Raw genomic sequence first — 16,940 nt, forward strand, 5'->3', positions numbered from 1 at the left:
GTGCTCATCACCGTCGACCCCGACGCCTGGTACGCGGCGTCGACGAAATTCGGCGCTAACGTCGCCCGGACGCTCAGCGACGCTGAATCTGCCCTCGGCGCTATCCTCGCTGACTCAGGACGCATCGCGGGCAATGACCCCTCGGGGGCAGCGTGGGCGCAGGCGTACGACCAGACCGCTCCCGCCGTTGCTCAGGCCATCAACGACGCGGTGGCCGCCGCGCTCACCGTGAGCGGGTTGCTCAGGCAGACGGGCCTGAATCACGCGTCCGCGGATGCGGACTCGAACGCGCTCGGCGCTATGCTCCAGGCGCCGATAGCCGTCGATGCGCCGGCGTTCGGTGTCTGCGTCTCCGTTCCCAGCGTCGCGGGTGGCTCGCTCGGCCCACCAAACGGCTGGTTAGACATTCAGAAGTATGTAGCGGTCATTTGGCCGGACGGCGACCCTACGAAACTGCGCGTCCTCGCACTCGCCTGGAGACACTGCGCCACCAAGCTCGAAAGCGCCTGGCCCTCGATATCGTCTGCCCTAACCGCGCTTGCGGATGAGGAGTCGCCGGAGGTGGACTCCGCCCGAGGCGTCTGCATCACCGTAGGCGATTCGCTGACCGACATCGCCGCGCAGGCACGGGCCATCGCGGATTCCGCCGAAACTCTCGCTCAGCACATCGACGATGCGCAGAACGAACTGCGCAAACAAGTCGCTCTCCTCCTCGCAGAGACCGCAGCCATCGAAGCAATCGCCCTAGCCGCTGGCGCGGCTACGGAAGGGGCGGGCCTGCTCGTTGGACACGGCGTCGCTGTCTTCAACGCCAGTAAGTACACGGTCCGGTTCGTCGAAATCGTCGTACGCCTAGCCGAAGGTGCGAGGGCCGCCGCCGCAGGTCTCGCCTGGCGCTCCCTCGACGCAACGAGCGACGGACTCCGGGCGATAGCCGCCCGGACGCCCTCCGTCGCAGCCACAGCCAGCGTCACCGGCGCAGCGGAGAAGCTGACCGCGCTGGCGGACAAACTCGCTAAGTCCCCTTGGCCCTTCGGCCCCTCCCCTCGGGGATTCGCCATTGAGGCTCGCCTGGGAGGCAACCTCCCGGCGTCCTTCCCCACCATCGACCGGTTCAACGACGCGACCGGCGTCGCGACGAGCATCAAGAGCATCGATCTAGCTTCGAAGACGTATCTCGTTCCGTCTCGTCTCCGCGGCACCCTGAGGGGGTACATCGATAGACTTGCTGAGTTCAAGGGTGCGACCTGGGGCGGTCGAGAAATCGACGATATCGCCATACAAGGTCGCGAGTTGCAGCTCGCGGTTCCCCGCACGGCGACGGCTGAGCAGCAGGCTGTTCTGAATAGCATGAAGGACTACGCACTAGAGAAGGGCGTACGCCTGACTGTGGAGGTCATTCGGTGAGTCAAACCTACGGAGTGGTCAACATCGACCTACGACCGGACGGCACTCTTCTCGTCCATGTGATGGCCCGCACGACGGAGGGTGCGATGATTCTGAGCGGTCTCCCAAAGGTCCTTACGGATGCCGATGACGACATTTCGCTTGGACAGACCGTCATGGCAGCGACCGACGAGGCCGCGTCCACCGTGCTGCCTGCCCGTGACCTACGACACAACCCGCCTGACGCTGAACTACTGGAGTGGTTGAAGCTCCCCTCCTACGCTGCATACGCGAAGGGGGTTCGAGAGGTAAAGGTGCACGGTTTCTATGAAGCTGGTGCACTGACGCACGTCCTGGTAACGCCCGCCCACAATGGCGGCGCACGAAGCGGCTTCACTCCGCTCACTGACCATCGGGTCAGGCTGGATAGCCCCACGGCGGCGCAGCTTGGGGCGGCTGTCCAGGAAGCTTTTGCTCTGGCCACTCTTTAGGGAAGAACGAGCGGGCGAGCGGAACGGATTGGTGACAACTGATCGCTCGTTCCGTCAGGTGCTGGCGGGGAGGACGCCGTCGCGGCCCGTCCCAATCCCAGGGGCTTGGCGAGGGCGTTTCGGTGGCCGCCCGTGGGCCTCAAAGCGGCGTCACCATCGAACAGATCGTGACCGATTTCGGGATCAGCGAAGCAATGCCGCAGAACTGGCTCCGCGGGCCGATATCGAGGAAGGCAACCGGCCCCGCCAAGCTGCTGTCGCGCGCCCTCTGAAAGCCTCCACTGCGTGAGCCGGGCGAGGCATGACGAACCCCTCGATATCGGTCCTGAGAACTCCGAGACGCCCCGAGTTCTCAGGCGGGGCACGCAGCCGGTTCGCCACGACACTTCAATTCCCACGAATCCCAGTCAGGCCACGTCTCTCTGTGCGGTCGCGATGACAATGTGCTCGAACAAGCTGTCCACTCGGCCCACCGCGTAGGCGGCGCACCAGGGCTGGCGTTGGCTACAGCCAGCACTCCTTTCACCGCTGGGTGATACGGCAGAGCTGCCTTGATATTGACATTCGCGGCGGTTAGCTCGGCGCGTAGGCCGATGACACGGCGACCGTGATGGCATCAGGCCACACAGCGACGAGCAGACTCATCAGCTTCTCTCGCATGAGACGAGCGTCCGTCGGTATAAGGGCGCTCCCGCTGAACGGGATCGTCGTCGGCCTCGGGTTCCTGCTGCCGTGGATCGCGGTGGCGGGCGTGGTCCTGGCGGTGGTGTGGGGGGGTGCGCCCCCTGGTGCGGTGCCGCCGAGCCGCACGCGAAAGCTGAGCCGCGCTTACTCCGCACCGGATTCGGATCGAAGCAACAGAATCGGATGCCGGGAGTCCTGGCATCCGATGGTGGTGCACGTCTCCGATTCTGTTGCGAAGTCCGGGCATCCCCTGCCAACACGAAAATGCCCCGACCATTCGGTCGAGGCATTTTCGTGTTGGTGACCCCAGCGGGATTCGAACCCGCGTTACCGCCGTGAGAGGGCGGCGTACTAGGCCGCTATACGATGGGGCCGCGTCGTCAACCATTCAAGTATGCATGACAGTTGACGCCCACGCAAAATCGAGGCCGAGGCGTCGACTTCTCGGGCGTGTCCGGCCACGGTACCGCGAGATGGCCTCGCGCGGAAGAGCCGTTAGACGCTGTTCACCCACCGCGCCAGCGCTTGCTCCACTCCGGCGTGCAGGAGTTGACTCGTCTCATGCGCCTCACGAAGCACGAACACGCCGCCCTCGTCCTCGCCGAATCCGGTCACTCGCTCGTGATCGACCCGGGCAGCTTCACCTCGCCCCTCGAAGAGCTGACGAACCTCGACGGCATCGTCATCACCCACGAGCACGCCGACCACTGGACGCCCGAGCACCTCACCCGCCTGCAGAAGGCCCACCCCGGCGTGCCGATCTACGGCCCCGAAGGGGTGCGCGACGCCGCGGCCGGTTTCGACGTCACCGTGGTGCACCCGGGCGACACCCTCGACCTCGGGCCCTTCCACCTGGAGTTCTTCGGCGGGAAGCACGAGGTCATCCACTCCTCCATCCCCGTGGTCGACAACGTCGGCGTTCTCGTCAACGACGCGGTGTACTACCCGGGCGATTCGTTCGCGGTCCCCAAGCACAAGAAGGTCGAGCTGCTCGCCGCCCCCGTCGGCGCCCCGTGGCTCAAGGTCGGCGACGCCATCGACTACGTGCTCGCGGTCAAGCCCGAACGCGTCTTCGCTACCCACGACATGACCCTCTCGGTCGCCGGAAAGCAGATGGGCGACGCGCGCCTCACCTGGGCCGTGGAGCAGAACGGCGGCTCGTTCGTCGACCTGAAGCCGGGCGACTCCGTCGAGGTCTGACGGCCACAGCGTGCCAAACTCCTGAGAAGTTCACGGGCGTGCGTCCCGAACCGCCGAACACCAACATCCGTGGTTGACTTCTCAGGAGTTTCGTACGCCTCGATCTCGCAGAAACACCGGATGCCACGAGCCCTGGGGCCGTGGCATCCGGTGTTCTGTGAAGAGGTGCGTTACTGCGCGTCGAGATCGGTCTCGAGAAGGGCGACGAGCTCGTCGAGCGCCTGCTCGGCGCCGTCGCCCTCGGCCTTCAGCGTCACAACGGTGCCGTGACCGGCACCGAGGCCCATGAGCGAGAGGATGCTGCCGGCGTTGAGGTCGGCACCGCCCTCGGCGGCGATCGTGACGGGGATCTTCTTCTCCTGCACGGCCTGCACGAAGAGCTTCGCGGGGCGTGCGTGGAGGCCCGAGGCGCTCGCGATGGTGGCCTGACGTTCTGCCATGGTGAATCCTTCCGATTCGACGGGGTGTTACGCGGCGACCGTGGCTGCGGGAGCAGCCTCAGCGACGGCGGCGTCCTGCGTGCTGCGGCCGATGCCCTTGAGGGCGACGACGATCAACGCAGTCACGACGGTACCTGCCACGATTGCGAGGGCGAAACCCCAGAAGGGGTTGATCGCGAAGAAGACGAAGATCCCGCCGTGGGGGGCGAACGACTGCACCGAGAGCAGCATGCTCAGACCACCCGTGATCGCGCCGCCCACCATCGAGGCAGGGATCACGCGCAGCGGGTCGGCAGCGGCGAACGGGATCGCGCCCTCGGAGATGAACGAGGCGCCGAGCAGCCACGCGGCTGCGCCGTTCTCGCGCTCGACCGGGGTGAACTTCTTGCGGGCGAGCAGCGTCGAGGCGAGGGCCATCGCGAGCGGCGGGACCATACCGGCGGCCATGACCGCGGCCATGATGAGGTACGGCGTGGTGTTCGTCTGGGTCGCGGCGGCCAGGCCGGTCGTGGCGAAGACGTATGCGACCTTGTTGACGGGTCCACCGAGGTCGAAGCACATCATCAGACCGAGGATGACACCGAGCACGATGGCACCTGCGCCGCTGGCGGCGAGCGAGGTCAGACCGTCGGTGAGGGCGGCCATGAGGGCGGCGATCGGTCGGCCGAGGAAGAGGATCATCAGGCCCGAGGCGAAGATCGATCCCAGGAACGGCACGATCACGACGGGCATGAGGCCGCGCAGCCACCGCGGGGCGTCGAAGCGACCGAGCCACCAGGCGATGAAGCCCGCGAGCAGACCGCCGATGATGCCGCCGATGAAGCCGGCGTTCATCAGGACGGCCACGGCACCCGCGACGAAGCCGGGGGCGATACCGGGGCGGTCGGCGATGGCGTACGCGATGAAGCCCGCGAGAACGGCCACGATGAAGCCCATCGAGGTCGCACCGATCATGAAGGCGACCGAACCGAGGTACTGCCCCACCGGACCGAACGACGAGGTGATGCCCTCGGTCGGGAGGTCCCAGAGCGAGTTCTGGATGATGACGTTCGAGGCGTTCTTGGTGACCTCGTAGCCGCCGAGCAGGAAGCCCAGGGCGATGAGCAGACCACCGCCGGCGACGAACGGGATCATGTAGCTGACACCGGTGAGCAGCCACCGCTGGATGCGACGGCCCACCGACTGCTGCGCCACGGGAGCATCGGACGCGGATGCCGCGGCGGCACCGCCCTGCACGCGTGCGGAGTTCGGGTTGTCGCTCGCGGTGAGGGCCTCGGCGATGAGCTGCTTCGGCTGCTCGATGCCGCGCTTGACGCCCGCGCGGACGACGGGCTTGCCGGCGAAGCGCTGGGGCTCGCGCACGTCGACGTCGACCGCGAAGATCACGGCGTCGGCGTCGTCGATGACGCTCTGCGGGAGCGCCTTGTAGCCGCTGGAGCCCTGGGGCTCGACGACGAGCTCGACCCCCTCGGTCTCGGCGCCCGCGGCGGTGAGCGCGTCGGCCGCCATGAAGGTGTGCGCGATGCCGGTCGCGCAGGCGGTGACGGCGACGATCTTCTTCGTCTTCACGGCCGTACGGGCCTCGGCGCGCGTCGTAGCCGGCGCCGCGGCGGCGGGGGCTTCGGCCGCGACCGGCGACTCGGCCGGGGCGATGGCATCCGTGATGATCCGGACGGCTTCGGTGGGCGTCTGCGCCGAACGCAGGCCCGACATGAAGTCGTTGTTCATGAGGCTGCGCGCGAGCTGCGACAGCACCGAGAGGTGGGCCTCGTCGGCACCTTCGGGAGCCGCGATGAGGAACACGATGTCGGCGGGGCCGTCAGGGGCGCCGAAGTCGACGCCGGGGGTCAGACGGGCGAAGGCGAGCGTGGGCTCGGTGACCGAGGCGCTGCGCGCGTGCGGGATGCCGATGCCGCCGGGCAGGCCGGTCTCGTCCTTCTGCTCGCGGGCCCAGGCGTCGTCGAACAGCTCTTGCGCACTGCGCGCGCGGCCCTGCGCGACGACGCGCTCGGCCAGAGCGCGGATCACCGACTGCTTGTCGGTGCCCAGGGGCACGTCGAGGGTGACGAGCTCCGGAGTGATGATGTCGGACATTGTCAGTGACCTCCGTGGTCAGGATGTTGCGATGGGGGTGGGGAATTCGGTGACGGCGATCGCACCCGCGGGCAGATCGTCGGGAGTCGGCGCCTGCGTGCCCGGAAGAGTGGCGGCGGCCGCTCCGTAGGCGATGCTGCGCGCGAGACGGTCGGGGGCCGAAGCCCCTTCGAGGTCGGCCAGCAGGTAGCCGGCGAGCGAGCTGTCGCCCGCGCCGACGGTGCTGGCGACCTGGATCTTGGGGGCGCGTCCGCGCCAGGTTCCCTCGGCCGTGAACAGCAGGGCGCCGTCGGCGCCGAGGGTCACGAGGGCGGATGCCACACGGTCCGGAACCAGCGACTGCGCGCGGCGCGACGCCGCGGCCAGGACATCGTCGTCGGATGCCGGGTCTTCTCCTACGAGCTCGGCGAGTTCTTCGTGGTTGGGCTTGATGAGGTCGGGGTGCGCGGTCTCGACGACCGCGGCAAGGGCGGGACCCGAGGCATCGACCGCGATGAGCGGAGCGGCGCTCCCCCACCGCGCACGCACGGCGGTGATGAGATCCACGTAGAAGGAGGTCGGGACGCCGGGAGGCAGCGACCCCGCCAGAACCAGCCAGGTGGCTCCTTCGGAGGCGGCGACGACTCCCGCGACGACGGCCTCGGCCTCGGCGGCAGAGAGCTCGGCGCCGGGGAGGTTGAGCTTCGTGGTCTCACCCGCGGGATCGGTGATCGTGAGGTTGGCGCGGGCACGGCCTGCCACCTCGATCACGTCGAGCGCGATACCGGTGTCTTCGAGGAGCATGCGATACGGGTCGTGGGCATTGACCGGCACCACCGCGCGCGCGGGTGCGCCGGCGGCCGAGACCACGCGGGCGACGTTCACGCCTTTGCCTCCGGCGTCTTCGCGCGAGGACACAGCGCGCTGCAGCTCACCGGGCTGGAGGGCCTCGGACAGCACGACGGCGCGGTCGGCGGAGGGGTTGGCGGTCAGAGTGACGATCATGCGACGCGCACCTCGATGTCAGCGGCCTCGAGGGCCTCGGAAAGCGCCGCGGGAGGGGCGGCGTCGGTGACGAGCACGTCGAGCTCGTCGAGTCGGGCGAAGCGCACGAGCAGTTCTTCGCCGAACTTGGCCGCGTCGGCGACGAGAACGACGCGACGGGCGGACTGGATGATCGCCGCCTTGACGGCGGCCTCGTCGGGGTCGGGGGTGCTCAGGCCGAACTCCACGCTCAGACCGTTCGTCCCCACGAACGCGATGTCGGGGCGGAGCTGGCCGATGGTGCGCACCGTGTGGGCGCCGACCGCGGCCGCGGTGACGCCTCGGACGCGCCCGCCGATCGTGGTGAGCGACAGGCGTTCTTCGCCGGCGAGCAGGTGCGCGGCCTCGAGCGAGTGCGTCACGACCTCGACGGCGCTGATACCCGCACCGAGAGCGGACGGCAGGAGCGAGGCGACAGCTGCGGACGTGGTACCGGCGTCGAGGAAGATCGAGCCGCGAAAATCGGAGCCGAGCAGGGCCACGGCCTCGGCGGCGATGGCACGCTTCGCGTCTCGGTGACGCTCCCGACGCTCGGTGAGCGGGGACTCCGCCGTACTGGCACGACCGATGTCGACCGCGCCGCCGTGGACGCGACGGAGAGAACCGAGCCCCTCAAGCCGGTCGAGGTCGCGGCGGACGGTCTCCGTGGTCACGTCGAAGCGGCGAGCGAGATCGACGACGCTGACACGTCCGATCTCGCGCAGTTCGCGCTCGATGAGCTGCTGGCGCTCCATTGCGTACACGGGGATCCCCTTCGAAGATTCCCACACGATACAACACGAAACCACACACGGCAACAGACTCGCGACACCGCACACGACGCCGCGGGCGACGGGACTCCCACACGAACGAAGAGACCGGTCCGGCCCGCGCAGCAAGTGAGGCTATCCTTACCCGTGGTCCACCGTCGGGCCGCTCGTTCCACGATCCCTACGGAGTTCCCGGATGCCACGCGCCCGCGCCCTCGCCTTCCCGCTCGTTGTCTTGACCGCTGTAACCCTGCTGACCGGGTGCGGTGCCTCGGAGGTCGTCCCCGAAGCCTCGGCCTCCTCGACCGGGGAGGGCGCCACCGCCTACCCGCTGACGCTTCAGAACTGCGGGCGCGAGATCACGGTCGACAAGGCGCCCAGCCGCGTCGTGTCCCTGGACCAGGACTCCACCGAGATCCTGCTGTCACTGGGCCTGCAGGACCGGATGGTCGGCACGGCATCCTGGACCGACCCGGTGCTCGACTCGCTCGCCGAGGCGAACGCGGCGGTCCCCCGTCTGTCCGACAACGCCCCCTCATACGAGGTCGTCCTCGGCACCGACCCCGACTTCGTGACCGCCTCGTTCGGCCGCCATTTCGCTCAGGGCGGCGTCGCCACGCGCGACCGCTTCGCGGAGACGGGGATCGCCTCGTACCTCTCCCCCACCGACTGCGACGGCGACGTGAGCATCAACGCCGGCGGCAAGCGCACCTCACCCCTCACAGTCGACACGCTCTACGGCGAGATCCGCGACCTCGCGCGCATCTTCGACGTGTCCGACCGTGGCGAAGCGCTGGTCCAGTCACTGCAGCAGCGGGCCGCGGCGGCAACCGAGGGCATCGACTTCGAAGGTCACACCGTGGCCTTCTGGTTCGCCGACACCAAGACCCCGTACGTGGCCGGAGGCTTCTCGAACGCGGCGCTGCTGGCATCTACCACCAAGATGACCAACGTGTTCGCGTCGCAGACGGACGACTGGCCCGCGGTGGGCTGGGAAAGCGTGGTCTCGGCCGACCCCGACGTTCTCGTCCTCGGCGACCTGCAGCGCGACCGCTTCCCGGGCGACCGGCTCGCCGACAAGATCGCCTTCCTCGAGAGCGACCCCCTGACGAGCACCATGACCGCCGTGAAGAACAAGCGCTACATCGCGTTGCACGGCGCCGAGCTCAACCCCTCGATCCGCTTCGTCGACGCACTCGACAAGATCCGCGCGTGGTGGGACGAGAACGGGAGCACGCTCTGAGCGCGAGCGTCGTCTCGCGAGCCCGGCTCGGTCGGGGCTCCGCGGGACTGGGCATCGTGCTCGCCCTCGTCGGGCTCGTGGTGCTGGTGATCTCCGTCGGCGTCGCCGTCACGCTGGGACCGGCCGACGTGTCACTGGTCAACGTGCGCGACGTGCTGCTGAACCACCTGGGTCTGACCGACATCCCGGTCAAGGCCGCCAAGAACGCGATCGTGTGGGAGGAGCGCCTCCCCCGCGCCCTCGTCGCGGCGTGCGCAGGCGCAGGACTCGCCCTGTGCGGTGTCGTCATGCAGTCGCTGCTGCGCAACCCCCTCGCCGAGCCGTTCGTGCTCGGGGTCTCGTCGGGAGCATCGACCGGTGCCGTCGTGATCGGTGTGCTCGGAATCGGCGGCGGAGTGCTCGGCCTCTCGGGCGGGGCCTTCGTCGGCGCGCTCGTGGCCTTCGGCCTCGTGCTGCTGCTCTCGCGCTTCACCTCGGGCGGCACCTCCGGCGTGATCCTCGCCGGTGTCGCCAGCACGCAATTCTTCTCGGCGCTGACCTCGCTCGTGGTGTTCGCCGTGGCCGACAGCGACGAGACGCGCGGGGTGATGTTCTGGCTCCTCGGCTCGCTCGAGGGCATGCGGTGGGACAAGGTCGCGCTCTGCGCCGTCGTGGTCGTCGTCGGCGGCGCCGTGTGCCTGTTCGCCGCGCGCGCCCTCGATGCCTTCACGTTCGGCGACGATGTGGCCGCCTCCCTCGGCATCCCGGTCGCTCGTACGCGCATCGGCCTGCTCATCGTGACGGCCCTGATGACGGCCGCGCTCGTCAGCGTGGTCGGCGCGGTCGGTTTCGTGGGACTCGTCGTACCGCACGCGGTCCGGCTGATGGTGGGTCAGCGTCACGTGCGCGTCGTTCCGCTCGCGGCGGTCGTCGGCGCCGTGTTCATGGTGTGGGTAGATGCCGCGACCCGCACCCTCTTCGCCCCCACGCCCCTGCCGGTGGGGGTCGGAACGGCGCTGGTCGGCGTCCCGGTATTCGTGGCCCTGCTCGTTCGACGGAGGGGCCGCGCATGACGCTCGAAACCCGCGAGGTCCGCTGGACGCGGGGCGGTGCCCTGGTCGTCGACGACGTGTCGATTCGCCCCGAACCCGGCTCGACCGTGGGCCTTCTCGGTCCGAACGGCTCGGGCAAATCGTCGCTGCTGCGTCTGCTGCAGGGTGCCGCGCGCCCCGACTCGGGCGAGGTGCTGCTCGACGATCGACCGCTGGGCGGGTGGCGTCGCCGCGAGGTGGCGCGATCCGTCGCCGTGGTCACGCAGCACGCCGAAACCGACGCCGACATCGTCGTGCGCGACGTCGTGCGCCTCGGCCGCACACCGCACCGTCCGGTATGGGGCGGCTCCACCACCGGCGACGAGGCCGCGATCGATGCGGCGCTCGAGCGCGTGGGCCTCACCGACAAGGCCGATCGCCTCTGGCACACCCTCTCGGGAGGCGAACGCCAGCGCGCCCAGATCGCCCGCGCTCTCGCCCAGGAGCCCCGCGAGCTGCTGCTCGACGAGCCCACGAACCACCTCGACATCCGTCATCAGCTCGACGTCCTGGCCCTCGTGGCCGCCCTCCCCGTGACGAGCATCATCGCGCTGCACGACCTCAATCTCGCCGCGACCTACTGCGACAGCGTGCTCGTGCTCCGCGCCGGCCGCGTCGTGGCGGCGGGGGCTCCCGCCGAGGTGCTCACCCCGGCGCTCATCGCCGACGTCTACGAGGTGAAGGCGCGAGTGATCCCGGATGCCGAGACCGGACGCTCCACGATCCTGTTCGACGGGCCGCTGGCATCCTGACCCCTCTTCTGAGGCTCAGGGCGCCACGACGGAGAGGGTGAAGCGGATCGTCTTACCGTCGGGGCCCGTAAGGGTGGCGGGAGTCTTGCCGACGGCGTGGGGCAGGAACCCGGGCCGGAAGACCGAGCCCTCGGACGGCCCTCCCGGCGAGAAGTCGGCGATCGCGACATCGCCCGTCGACCCGGTCCACTCCGCCTCGGTGCCGTCGGGCACGGCGACCACGAGCGAGGTGCCGATCTTCACCGTCGCCTCTTTGCCGTCGAGGTCTTCGGGCGAGGCGACCGTCGGCGCAAAGGCCTGATCGTCCACCGAGGCGGCGGGACTCGGGGCCTCGGCCGCGGGCACGGCCGGGGCGTCGGAGGCCGCGGGCGTGCAGCCAGCGAGCACCACGCCCGCGGCGACGACCGCGGCGAGCCGGAAAGCGAGGGAGCGCTTCACGAAGACCTTCTTTCGCGAACGGAGACGCGGATCGCGACTCTCGATCGGATGCTAGCCCTCGAAGTCTTTGACGACGCCGAACGCGCGCAGACTCAGTCGCCGATCGGGATCTCGATCGAGGTGACCGCCGAGCTGTCGAGGTCGAGCAGCCCCGGCACCGCCGCGGGTTGCTCGTCATCCGGCAGCAGTTCCGCCCGGGTCTTCGGCCGCGCGGGCTCGCCGGGAAGCCCCGCCCACTCGCTCGGTTCTTCGGGTCGCTGTACGAAGAGTCCCATGGGTCTATCCTCTCCCCGCTCCGCGGTTCACGGCAGAGGGTGGGCTGTGAAGAACGTTTCGATCAGGGCGGTGGCCGAGACCGCCGTCGAGCCCGAACCGGCCGCGCCGGGCCAGACGTGCCCACCCCCGTCGATCCGGTAGTGCACGAGAGCACCGGGGGCGCGGCATCCGGTCCAGGTCGGCCTCTCGACTCCCCCGGCGACGGTCTCCGGGCGCGGGTCGGACGCGCAGCCGTTGCGGATCGCCAGCTGCGACAGCCACAGCGACACCGGCGCGACGGTCGCATCGTGGCGCGTACCGCCGTCGTACGGGATGACCTCGTCGGCGGTGCCGTGGAACGCGATCACGGGGACAGGGGGTGCGCTCGGGCAGGGCGGATTGGTCGCGGGGTAGATCGCCCCCGACACCACGGCGAAGGCGGCGATGCGCTCGGGGAGAGCGCACGACAGCAGAGAGACGAACCCGCCGCCGTTCGAGATGCCGGCGGCGAAGACGCGCTCGCGGTCGATGCAGAGACGGGACTCCACGTCGTCGAGCAGCGCAGAGACGAAGGCGACGTCGTCGGCGCCCGAGGAGTAGTGCGCGCCCTGCCAGCCGGTTCCTGCCGCGGTGTCTGCCGGCTGGGGGTAGACGACGACCGCGCCGCTGTCGTCGAGACCGCTGAGTCGCTCCACTTCGCCGGTCGGCATACGGTATCCGGCGAAGGCGAGGATGAGGGGTGTGGGTGAGGTGTTCGTCGTGGCCGCCGGGACGTACATGCTGAACGTACGGGGTGCGCCGTCGACGGTCACTGCGAGCGGTGTGCTCGTGCCCGACTCGAGCGACGGGATTATGCCGCAGCCCGACGCCGGCGCCGGCTCCGCGGGGCTCTCGCTGCATCCCGAGAGGGCGAGCCCGCCGAGGATCGCGGCGAGGACGACGAGCGGGCGGAGGCGCATCGGGTCATCCTACGGTTCGCCTCGGAACGGGCTCTCCCGACCGTCTGCCGTGCCGTGACGGGGATAGGCGAAAGGCCCGAGATCTCAGAGATCATCGGGCCTTTTCACGAAGCTGGGGTACCTGGACTCGAACCAAGAACAACGGAACCAGAAACCGCCGTGTTGCCAATTACACCATACCCCAATGGCTTCGAGCCGTAACTCGTGCCGAGGATCAAGCTTACGCGAGACCGGGCCCAGCGCCAAACCAGAGCCCCGCGCCACGCGTCCCGGGCGCGTCCCGGGGCTCGAGGTTCGGGCCACGAGACGAACGCGCGCACGCGAAAGAACCTCGCGAATTTCGCGCGGGATCGTCGGAGACGCATCCCGCTCTGAGCGTTCCGTGCCGCTTGTCGCCCCTTCCCCGCGCACGGCCCCCACAGCAGCGATCCCCGTGGCCGACGAGGCCACGGGGATCGAGGTCGACGAGGCCACGGGGATCGAGGTCGAGCGTCTCAGCCCAGGTGCGCCACCAGGGCGTCGAGGCGACGGATCGACTCGGCCTTACCGAGCAGTTCCATCGACTCGAACAGCGGCGGCGAGATGCGGCGGCCGGTGAGGGCGACGCGGGGCGGGCCGTAGGCGACACGCGGCTTGAGCCCCAGGTCGTCGACCAGGGCGCCCGACAGGGCCTCCTGCACCGCGGCGGCGGTGAAGTCGTCGACGCCCTCGAGAGCGCGGACGGATGCCGCGAGCACCTCGGCCGCGTTCGAGGGAAGGCCCTTGAGCGCGTCCTCGGCGTAGTCGACGTCCGAGACGAAGAGGAAGCCGAGCATGCCCGGCACCTCCCCCAGCAGCTGCACGCGCTCCTGGACGAGCGGCGCCGCCTGGGCGATGATCGCGCGGTGCTCGCCGCTCGGCTGCTCGGCGATGTAACCCGCACCCGCGAGGTAGGGGACGATGCGGGCCGCGAAGTCTGCGGCATCCAGCATGCGGATGTGATCGCCGTTGATGGCCTCGGCCTTCTTCTGGTCGAAGCGGGCGGGGTTGGGGTTCACGTCGGCGATGTCGAAGGCGGCGATCATCTCGTCGAGCGAGAACACGTCACGGTCGGCCGAGAGCGACCAGCCGAGAAGCGAGAGGTAGTTCAGCAGCCCCTCGTGGATGAAGCCCTTCTCGCGCTGCAGGAAGAGATCGGCCTGAGGGTCGCGCTTGGACAGCTTCTTGTTGCCGGTCTCGCCGAGCACGAGCGGCATGTGGCCGAATCGCGGCATGTAATCGGTGACGCCGGCATCGAGCAGCGCGCGGTAGAGCGCGAGCTGGCGGGCAGTGGAGGGCATGAGGTCTTCGCCGCGGATCACGTGGGTGATGCCCATGAGCGCGTCGTCGACCGGGTTCACGAAGGTGTAGAGCGGAATCCCCCCGGCGCGCACGATGACGAAGTCGGGGAAGGATCCGGCGGGGAAGGTCACCTCGCCGCGGATGAGGTCGACGAAGGTGAGGTCCTCGTCGGGAACGCGCACGCGCCACGCGGGCTCGCGCCCCTCGGCACGGAAGGCGGCCTTCTGCTCGTCCGTGAGGTCGCGGTCGTAGTTGTCGTAGCCGAGCTGCTTGGCGCGGCCGTTGGCCTCGTTGCGCGCGTCGATCTCTTCGGCGGTGGAGTAGCTCTCGTACACCGCTCCCGCGGCGATGAGCTTGTCGAGCACGCCGCGGTAGATCTCGTGGCGCTGCGACTGCCGGTACGGCGCGTGCGGGCCGCCGACCTCGACGCCTTCGTCCCAGTCGATGTTCATCCACCGCAGTGCCTCGAGGAGCTGCTGGTAGCTCTCTTCGCTGTCGCGCGCGGCGTCGGTGTCTTCGATACGAAAGATGAGCTTGCCGCCGTTGTGCCGGGCGTAGGCCCAGTTGAACAGGACGGTGCGGATGAGACCGACGTGCGGCAACCCCGTGGGTGAGGGGCAGAAGCGGACGCGAACGTCGGCGCCGGTGGCGGTCGTGGTGCGGGGATCGGGCGTGGCAGACATCCCCTTGATCCTATCGGCGGGCGGTGGCGCTTCCCGAGTGCCGCAGATGATCGTCCAGGACCTCGCCCATGACCTCGAGTGCGGCTCCGACCGCGGGCACGTGCTCGGCTCCCCGAGCGGTGATCACGTGCAGGGTCCGCGCTTCGGCGGCGGGCAGCCGCGGCGCCGCGATGCCCGACAGCATCGGGAGGGATACCACGGCCATCCGCGGCAGGATCGCCATGCCCACCCCCTGGGCGACGAGGTTCTCGACGGCGATGAAGTTGTCGGTCTCGAAAGCGATGTCGGGGGTGAACCCCGAGCGTCCGCACGCCTCGAGCAGATGGCCGCGGCACTGCGGGCAGCCCGCGATCCACCGCTCCCCCGCGAGTCGCGAGAGATCGATGGGGTCATGGGCTGCCGCGGGGTGGTCAGCGGGAACGACCACCACGGTATCGTCGGCGCCGATGAGTCGGGCCGCGAGTCCGGATGCCGCGGACTCCAGGTGTTCGCGGCGGTCGCCGGGGTAGCTGTAGGTGAGGGCGATGTCGGCGCGGTTCTCGCGAACGGCGGCGATGGCCTCGGGCGGCTCGGCCTCGACGAAGCTGATGGACACACCCGGTCGGCGAGCGGTCACGGCGGCGATGACGCGCGGAACGACCGTCGATGACGCCGACGGGAACGCGGCGATCCGTACGCGACCGGCCCGCAGGCCCCGCAGCTCGGCCAGGTCTGCGGCGGCCGCGTCGAGCGCGGTGGTGACGGCGGCGGCGTGGCGGGCGAGGATCGACCCCGCCTCGGTGAGACGCACGCCTCGTCCGACGCGCTCGACGATTGGCATTCCCGCACGCCGCTCGAGCCGGCGCAGCTGCTGACTCACCGCCGGCTGGCTGTAGCCGAGGATCCGGGCGGCCGCGGTGATCGACCCGGTGTCGGCGATCGCCTTGACCACGCGCAGGGCGTTCGCGTCGAGGGAGTCATCGGTGGCGGCCATGCCCACACATAAGCAGATGTGATGCTTCTCATGCAACACCTGCTCTAGTGCAATGTCATTGAGGGCGCGATCCTGATGGCATGAGCAGCCTCGCCTCGCACTTCGCCGGTGGCCGCGACTACCTCGCGGCCTGCACTCTCGGACTCCCCTCGCGCGCCACGGTGGCCGCGGTCCGCGCCGACCTCGAGTCCGCGGCATCCGGTCGCCCCGATGTCGTCGCCGCGTCGCAGGCCGTCGAACAGGCCCGGGCCTCGTACGCGCACCTCGTGAGCTGCCCGGTCGGTGACGTCGCGATCGGCTCGCAGACGTCGGTGCAGGTCTCGCTCCTCGCCGCATCGGTGCCGGACGGCGCCGAGGTGCTCTGCGCCGAGGGGGACTTCTCGTCTCTCGTCGCCCCCTTCGCTCACGCGGGTCGAGGCGTGCGCCTGCGCACCGCCCCCTTGCAGGAGCTGGCCGCCGCGATCTCCCCCGACACGTGGCTCGTCGCGTTCTCGCTCGTGCAGTCGGCGACCGGAGAGGTCGCGGATGCCGCGGGCATCGCCGCCGCGGCCGCCCGTGCCGGCGCCCGCACGCTCTGCGACCTCACCCAGGCCGCCGGGTGGCTTCCCGTCGACGCGACGATGTTCGACGCGACCGTCTGCCACGCCTACAAGTGGCTCTGCTGCCCGCGCGGGGTGTCGTTCCTCACTCTCTCGCCCGCGTTCGCGGGCGAGATCCGTCCCGTTCAGGCCGGCTGGTACTCCGGCGACGACCCGTGGTCGTCGTGCTACGGCACCGGGGGCACGCTCGCCGCCGATGCCCGCCGGTTCGATGTCTCGCCCGCCTGGCAGGCGTTCGTCGGGGCGGCCCCCGCCCTGGCTCTCTTCGCCGACGCCGACATCACCGCGACCTACGCGCACGTGACGGGCCTGGCGGCGCGCTTCCGCGACGGCCTCGGACTCGAACACCCCGAGCGTCCCTCGGCGATCGTCACCTGGCCGGATGCCACGGGCGAAGCGCTCGCTCAGCTCACCGCCCACGGGATCACGGCGTCGGGCCGCGCGGGTCGCGCCCGCGTGGCGTTCCACGTCTTCAACGACGAACTCGACGTCGACCGGGCGCTGCACGCACTCGGTGTGCGTGGCGACGAGGACCTGTCGGCGTTCGACGGCCTGGTCTACGCGATCTGAGCCGCCCCGGG

At 69.5% G+C, this 16,940-nt stretch carries 16 protein-coding genes and 2 tRNA genes; 7 read left to right on the forward strand and 11 right to left on the reverse strand.

All coding sequences use genetic code 11. The features are described from left to right. Together AB6V29_RS02875 and AB6V29_RS02880 are read left to right on the forward strand one after the other, a co-directional pair. Positions 1–1,407, forward strand: a complete 1,407-nt coding sequence (locus tag AB6V29_RS02875; protein ID WP_369356929.1) for a hypothetical protein — start codon at positions 1–3, stop codon at positions 1,405–1,407. Continuing rightward, the gene (locus AB6V29_RS02880) at positions 1,404–1,877 is read left to right on the forward strand and encodes a hypothetical protein (RefSeq protein ID WP_267787077.1); all 474 of its coding nucleotides are present in this window, start codon (positions 1,404–1,406) and stop codon (positions 1,875–1,877) included. The genes AB6V29_RS02875 and AB6V29_RS02880 overlap by 4 nt, the downstream gene beginning before the upstream one ends. 982 nt (positions 1,878–2,859) lie before the next feature. Here AB6V29_RS02880 and AB6V29_RS02885 read toward each other — a convergent pair. Then, positions 2,860–2,935, reverse strand: a tRNA-Glu gene (locus tag AB6V29_RS02885). Between the two features lie 187 nt (positions 2,936–3,122). On the opposite strand from AB6V29_RS02885, the gene AB6V29_RS02890 reads away from it, so the two are divergent. Further along, positions 3,123–3,761 carry an MBL fold metallo-hydrolase gene (locus AB6V29_RS02890; protein WP_141377205.1) on the forward strand — a complete coding sequence of 213 codons (639 nt, stop codon included), beginning with the start codon at positions 3,123–3,125 and terminating at the stop codon, positions 3,759–3,761. Positions 3,762–3,931: 170 nt separating this feature from the next. On the opposite strand, the gene AB6V29_RS02895 is transcribed toward AB6V29_RS02890, so the two are convergent. Genes AB6V29_RS02895 through AB6V29_RS02910 form a run of 4 tightly spaced genes read right to left on the reverse strand, consistent with a single transcriptional unit; the run spans position 3,932 to position 8,061 of the window. Then, on the reverse strand, positions 3,932–4,201 hold the full coding sequence (locus AB6V29_RS02895; protein WP_055836516.1) for an HPr family phosphocarrier protein: 270 nt from the start codon (positions 4,199–4,201) through the stop codon (positions 3,932–3,934). A 27-nt stretch (positions 4,202–4,228) separates the two neighbouring features. Next, a complete protein-coding gene (locus tag AB6V29_RS02900; RefSeq protein WP_369356930.1) occupies positions 4,229–6,295 on the reverse strand; it encodes a fructose-specific PTS transporter subunit EIIC in 2,067 nt (688 codons plus the stop codon). Positions 6,296–6,313: 18 nt separating this feature from the next. Further along, positions 6,314–7,279: a 1-phosphofructokinase family hexose kinase gene (locus tag AB6V29_RS02905; protein WP_369356932.1), complete on the reverse strand. Its 966-nt coding sequence runs from the start codon at positions 7,277–7,279 to the stop codon at positions 6,314–6,316. Continuing rightward, positions 7,276–8,061: a DeoR/GlpR family DNA-binding transcription regulator gene (locus AB6V29_RS02910; protein ID WP_210074589.1), complete on the reverse strand. Its 786-nt coding sequence runs from the start codon at positions 8,059–8,061 to the stop codon at positions 7,276–7,278. The genes AB6V29_RS02905 and AB6V29_RS02910 overlap by 4 nt, the downstream gene beginning before the upstream one ends. 202 nt (positions 8,062–8,263) lie before the next feature. On the opposite strand from AB6V29_RS02910, the gene AB6V29_RS02915 reads away from it, so the two are divergent. From AB6V29_RS02915 to AB6V29_RS02925, 3 genes are read left to right on the forward strand one after another with little or no spacing between them, the layout of a single operon-like run. Continuing rightward, positions 8,264–9,310: an ABC transporter substrate-binding protein gene (locus AB6V29_RS02915; RefSeq protein WP_369356933.1), complete on the forward strand. Its 1,047-nt coding sequence runs from the start codon at positions 8,264–8,266 to the stop codon at positions 9,308–9,310. Between the two features lie 47 nt (positions 9,311–9,357). Next, complete coding sequence (locus tag AB6V29_RS02920; RefSeq protein WP_267789402.1) at positions 9,358–10,362, forward strand: iron ABC transporter permease; 1,005 nt, start codon at positions 9,358–9,360, stop codon at positions 10,360–10,362. Further along, on the forward strand, positions 10,359–11,132 hold the full coding sequence (locus AB6V29_RS02925) for an ABC transporter ATP-binding protein (protein WP_369356934.1): 774 nt from the start codon (positions 10,359–10,361) through the stop codon (positions 11,130–11,132). The genes AB6V29_RS02920 and AB6V29_RS02925 overlap by 4 nt, the downstream gene beginning before the upstream one ends. Positions 11,133–11,147: 15 nt before the next feature. Here the strand turns inward: AB6V29_RS02925 and AB6V29_RS02930 are convergent, their stop codons facing one another. The 6 genes from AB6V29_RS02930 to AB6V29_RS02955 form a co-directional block, all read right to left on the reverse strand. Continuing rightward, positions 11,148–11,570, reverse strand: coding sequence for a hypothetical protein (locus AB6V29_RS02930; protein ID WP_210074582.1), 423 nt, complete (start codon positions 11,568–11,570; stop codon positions 11,148–11,150). 92 nt (positions 11,571–11,662) lie between these two features. Further along, complete coding sequence (locus AB6V29_RS02935) at positions 11,663–11,845, reverse strand: hypothetical protein (protein WP_267787071.1); 183 nt, start codon at positions 11,843–11,845, stop codon at positions 11,663–11,665. A 27-nt stretch (positions 11,846–11,872) separates the two neighbouring features. After that, positions 11,873–12,784, reverse strand: coding sequence for a PHB depolymerase family esterase (locus tag AB6V29_RS02940; protein ID WP_369356936.1), 912 nt, complete (start codon positions 12,782–12,784; stop codon positions 11,873–11,875). Positions 12,785–12,896: 112 nt separating this feature from the next. Further along, a tRNA-Gln gene (locus AB6V29_RS02945) sits at positions 12,897–12,968 on the reverse strand. A gap of 310 nt (positions 12,969–13,278) precedes the next feature. Next, positions 13,279–14,787, reverse strand: a complete 1,509-nt coding sequence (gene gltX / locus AB6V29_RS02950) for a glutamate--tRNA ligase (RefSeq protein WP_369356937.1) — start codon at positions 14,785–14,787, stop codon at positions 13,279–13,281. 10 nt (positions 14,788–14,797) lie between these two features. Further along, on the reverse strand, positions 14,798–15,760 hold the full coding sequence (locus AB6V29_RS02955) for a LysR family transcriptional regulator (protein ID WP_369356939.1): 963 nt from the start codon (positions 15,758–15,760) through the stop codon (positions 14,798–14,800). 80 nt (positions 15,761–15,840) lie between these two features. On the opposite strand from AB6V29_RS02955, the gene AB6V29_RS02960 reads away from it, so the two are divergent. Continuing rightward, positions 15,841–16,929: an aminotransferase class V-fold PLP-dependent enzyme gene (locus tag AB6V29_RS02960; RefSeq protein ID WP_369356940.1), complete on the forward strand. Its 1,089-nt coding sequence runs from the start codon at positions 15,841–15,843 to the stop codon at positions 16,927–16,929. Positions 16,930–16,940: the final 11 nt, after the last annotated feature.

The sequence above is a fragment of the Microbacterium sp. 20-116 genome, assembly GCF_041079415.1.
In the GTDB taxonomy this organism is placed as follows: domain Bacteria; phylum Actinomycetota; class Actinomycetes; order Actinomycetales; family Microbacteriaceae; genus Microbacterium.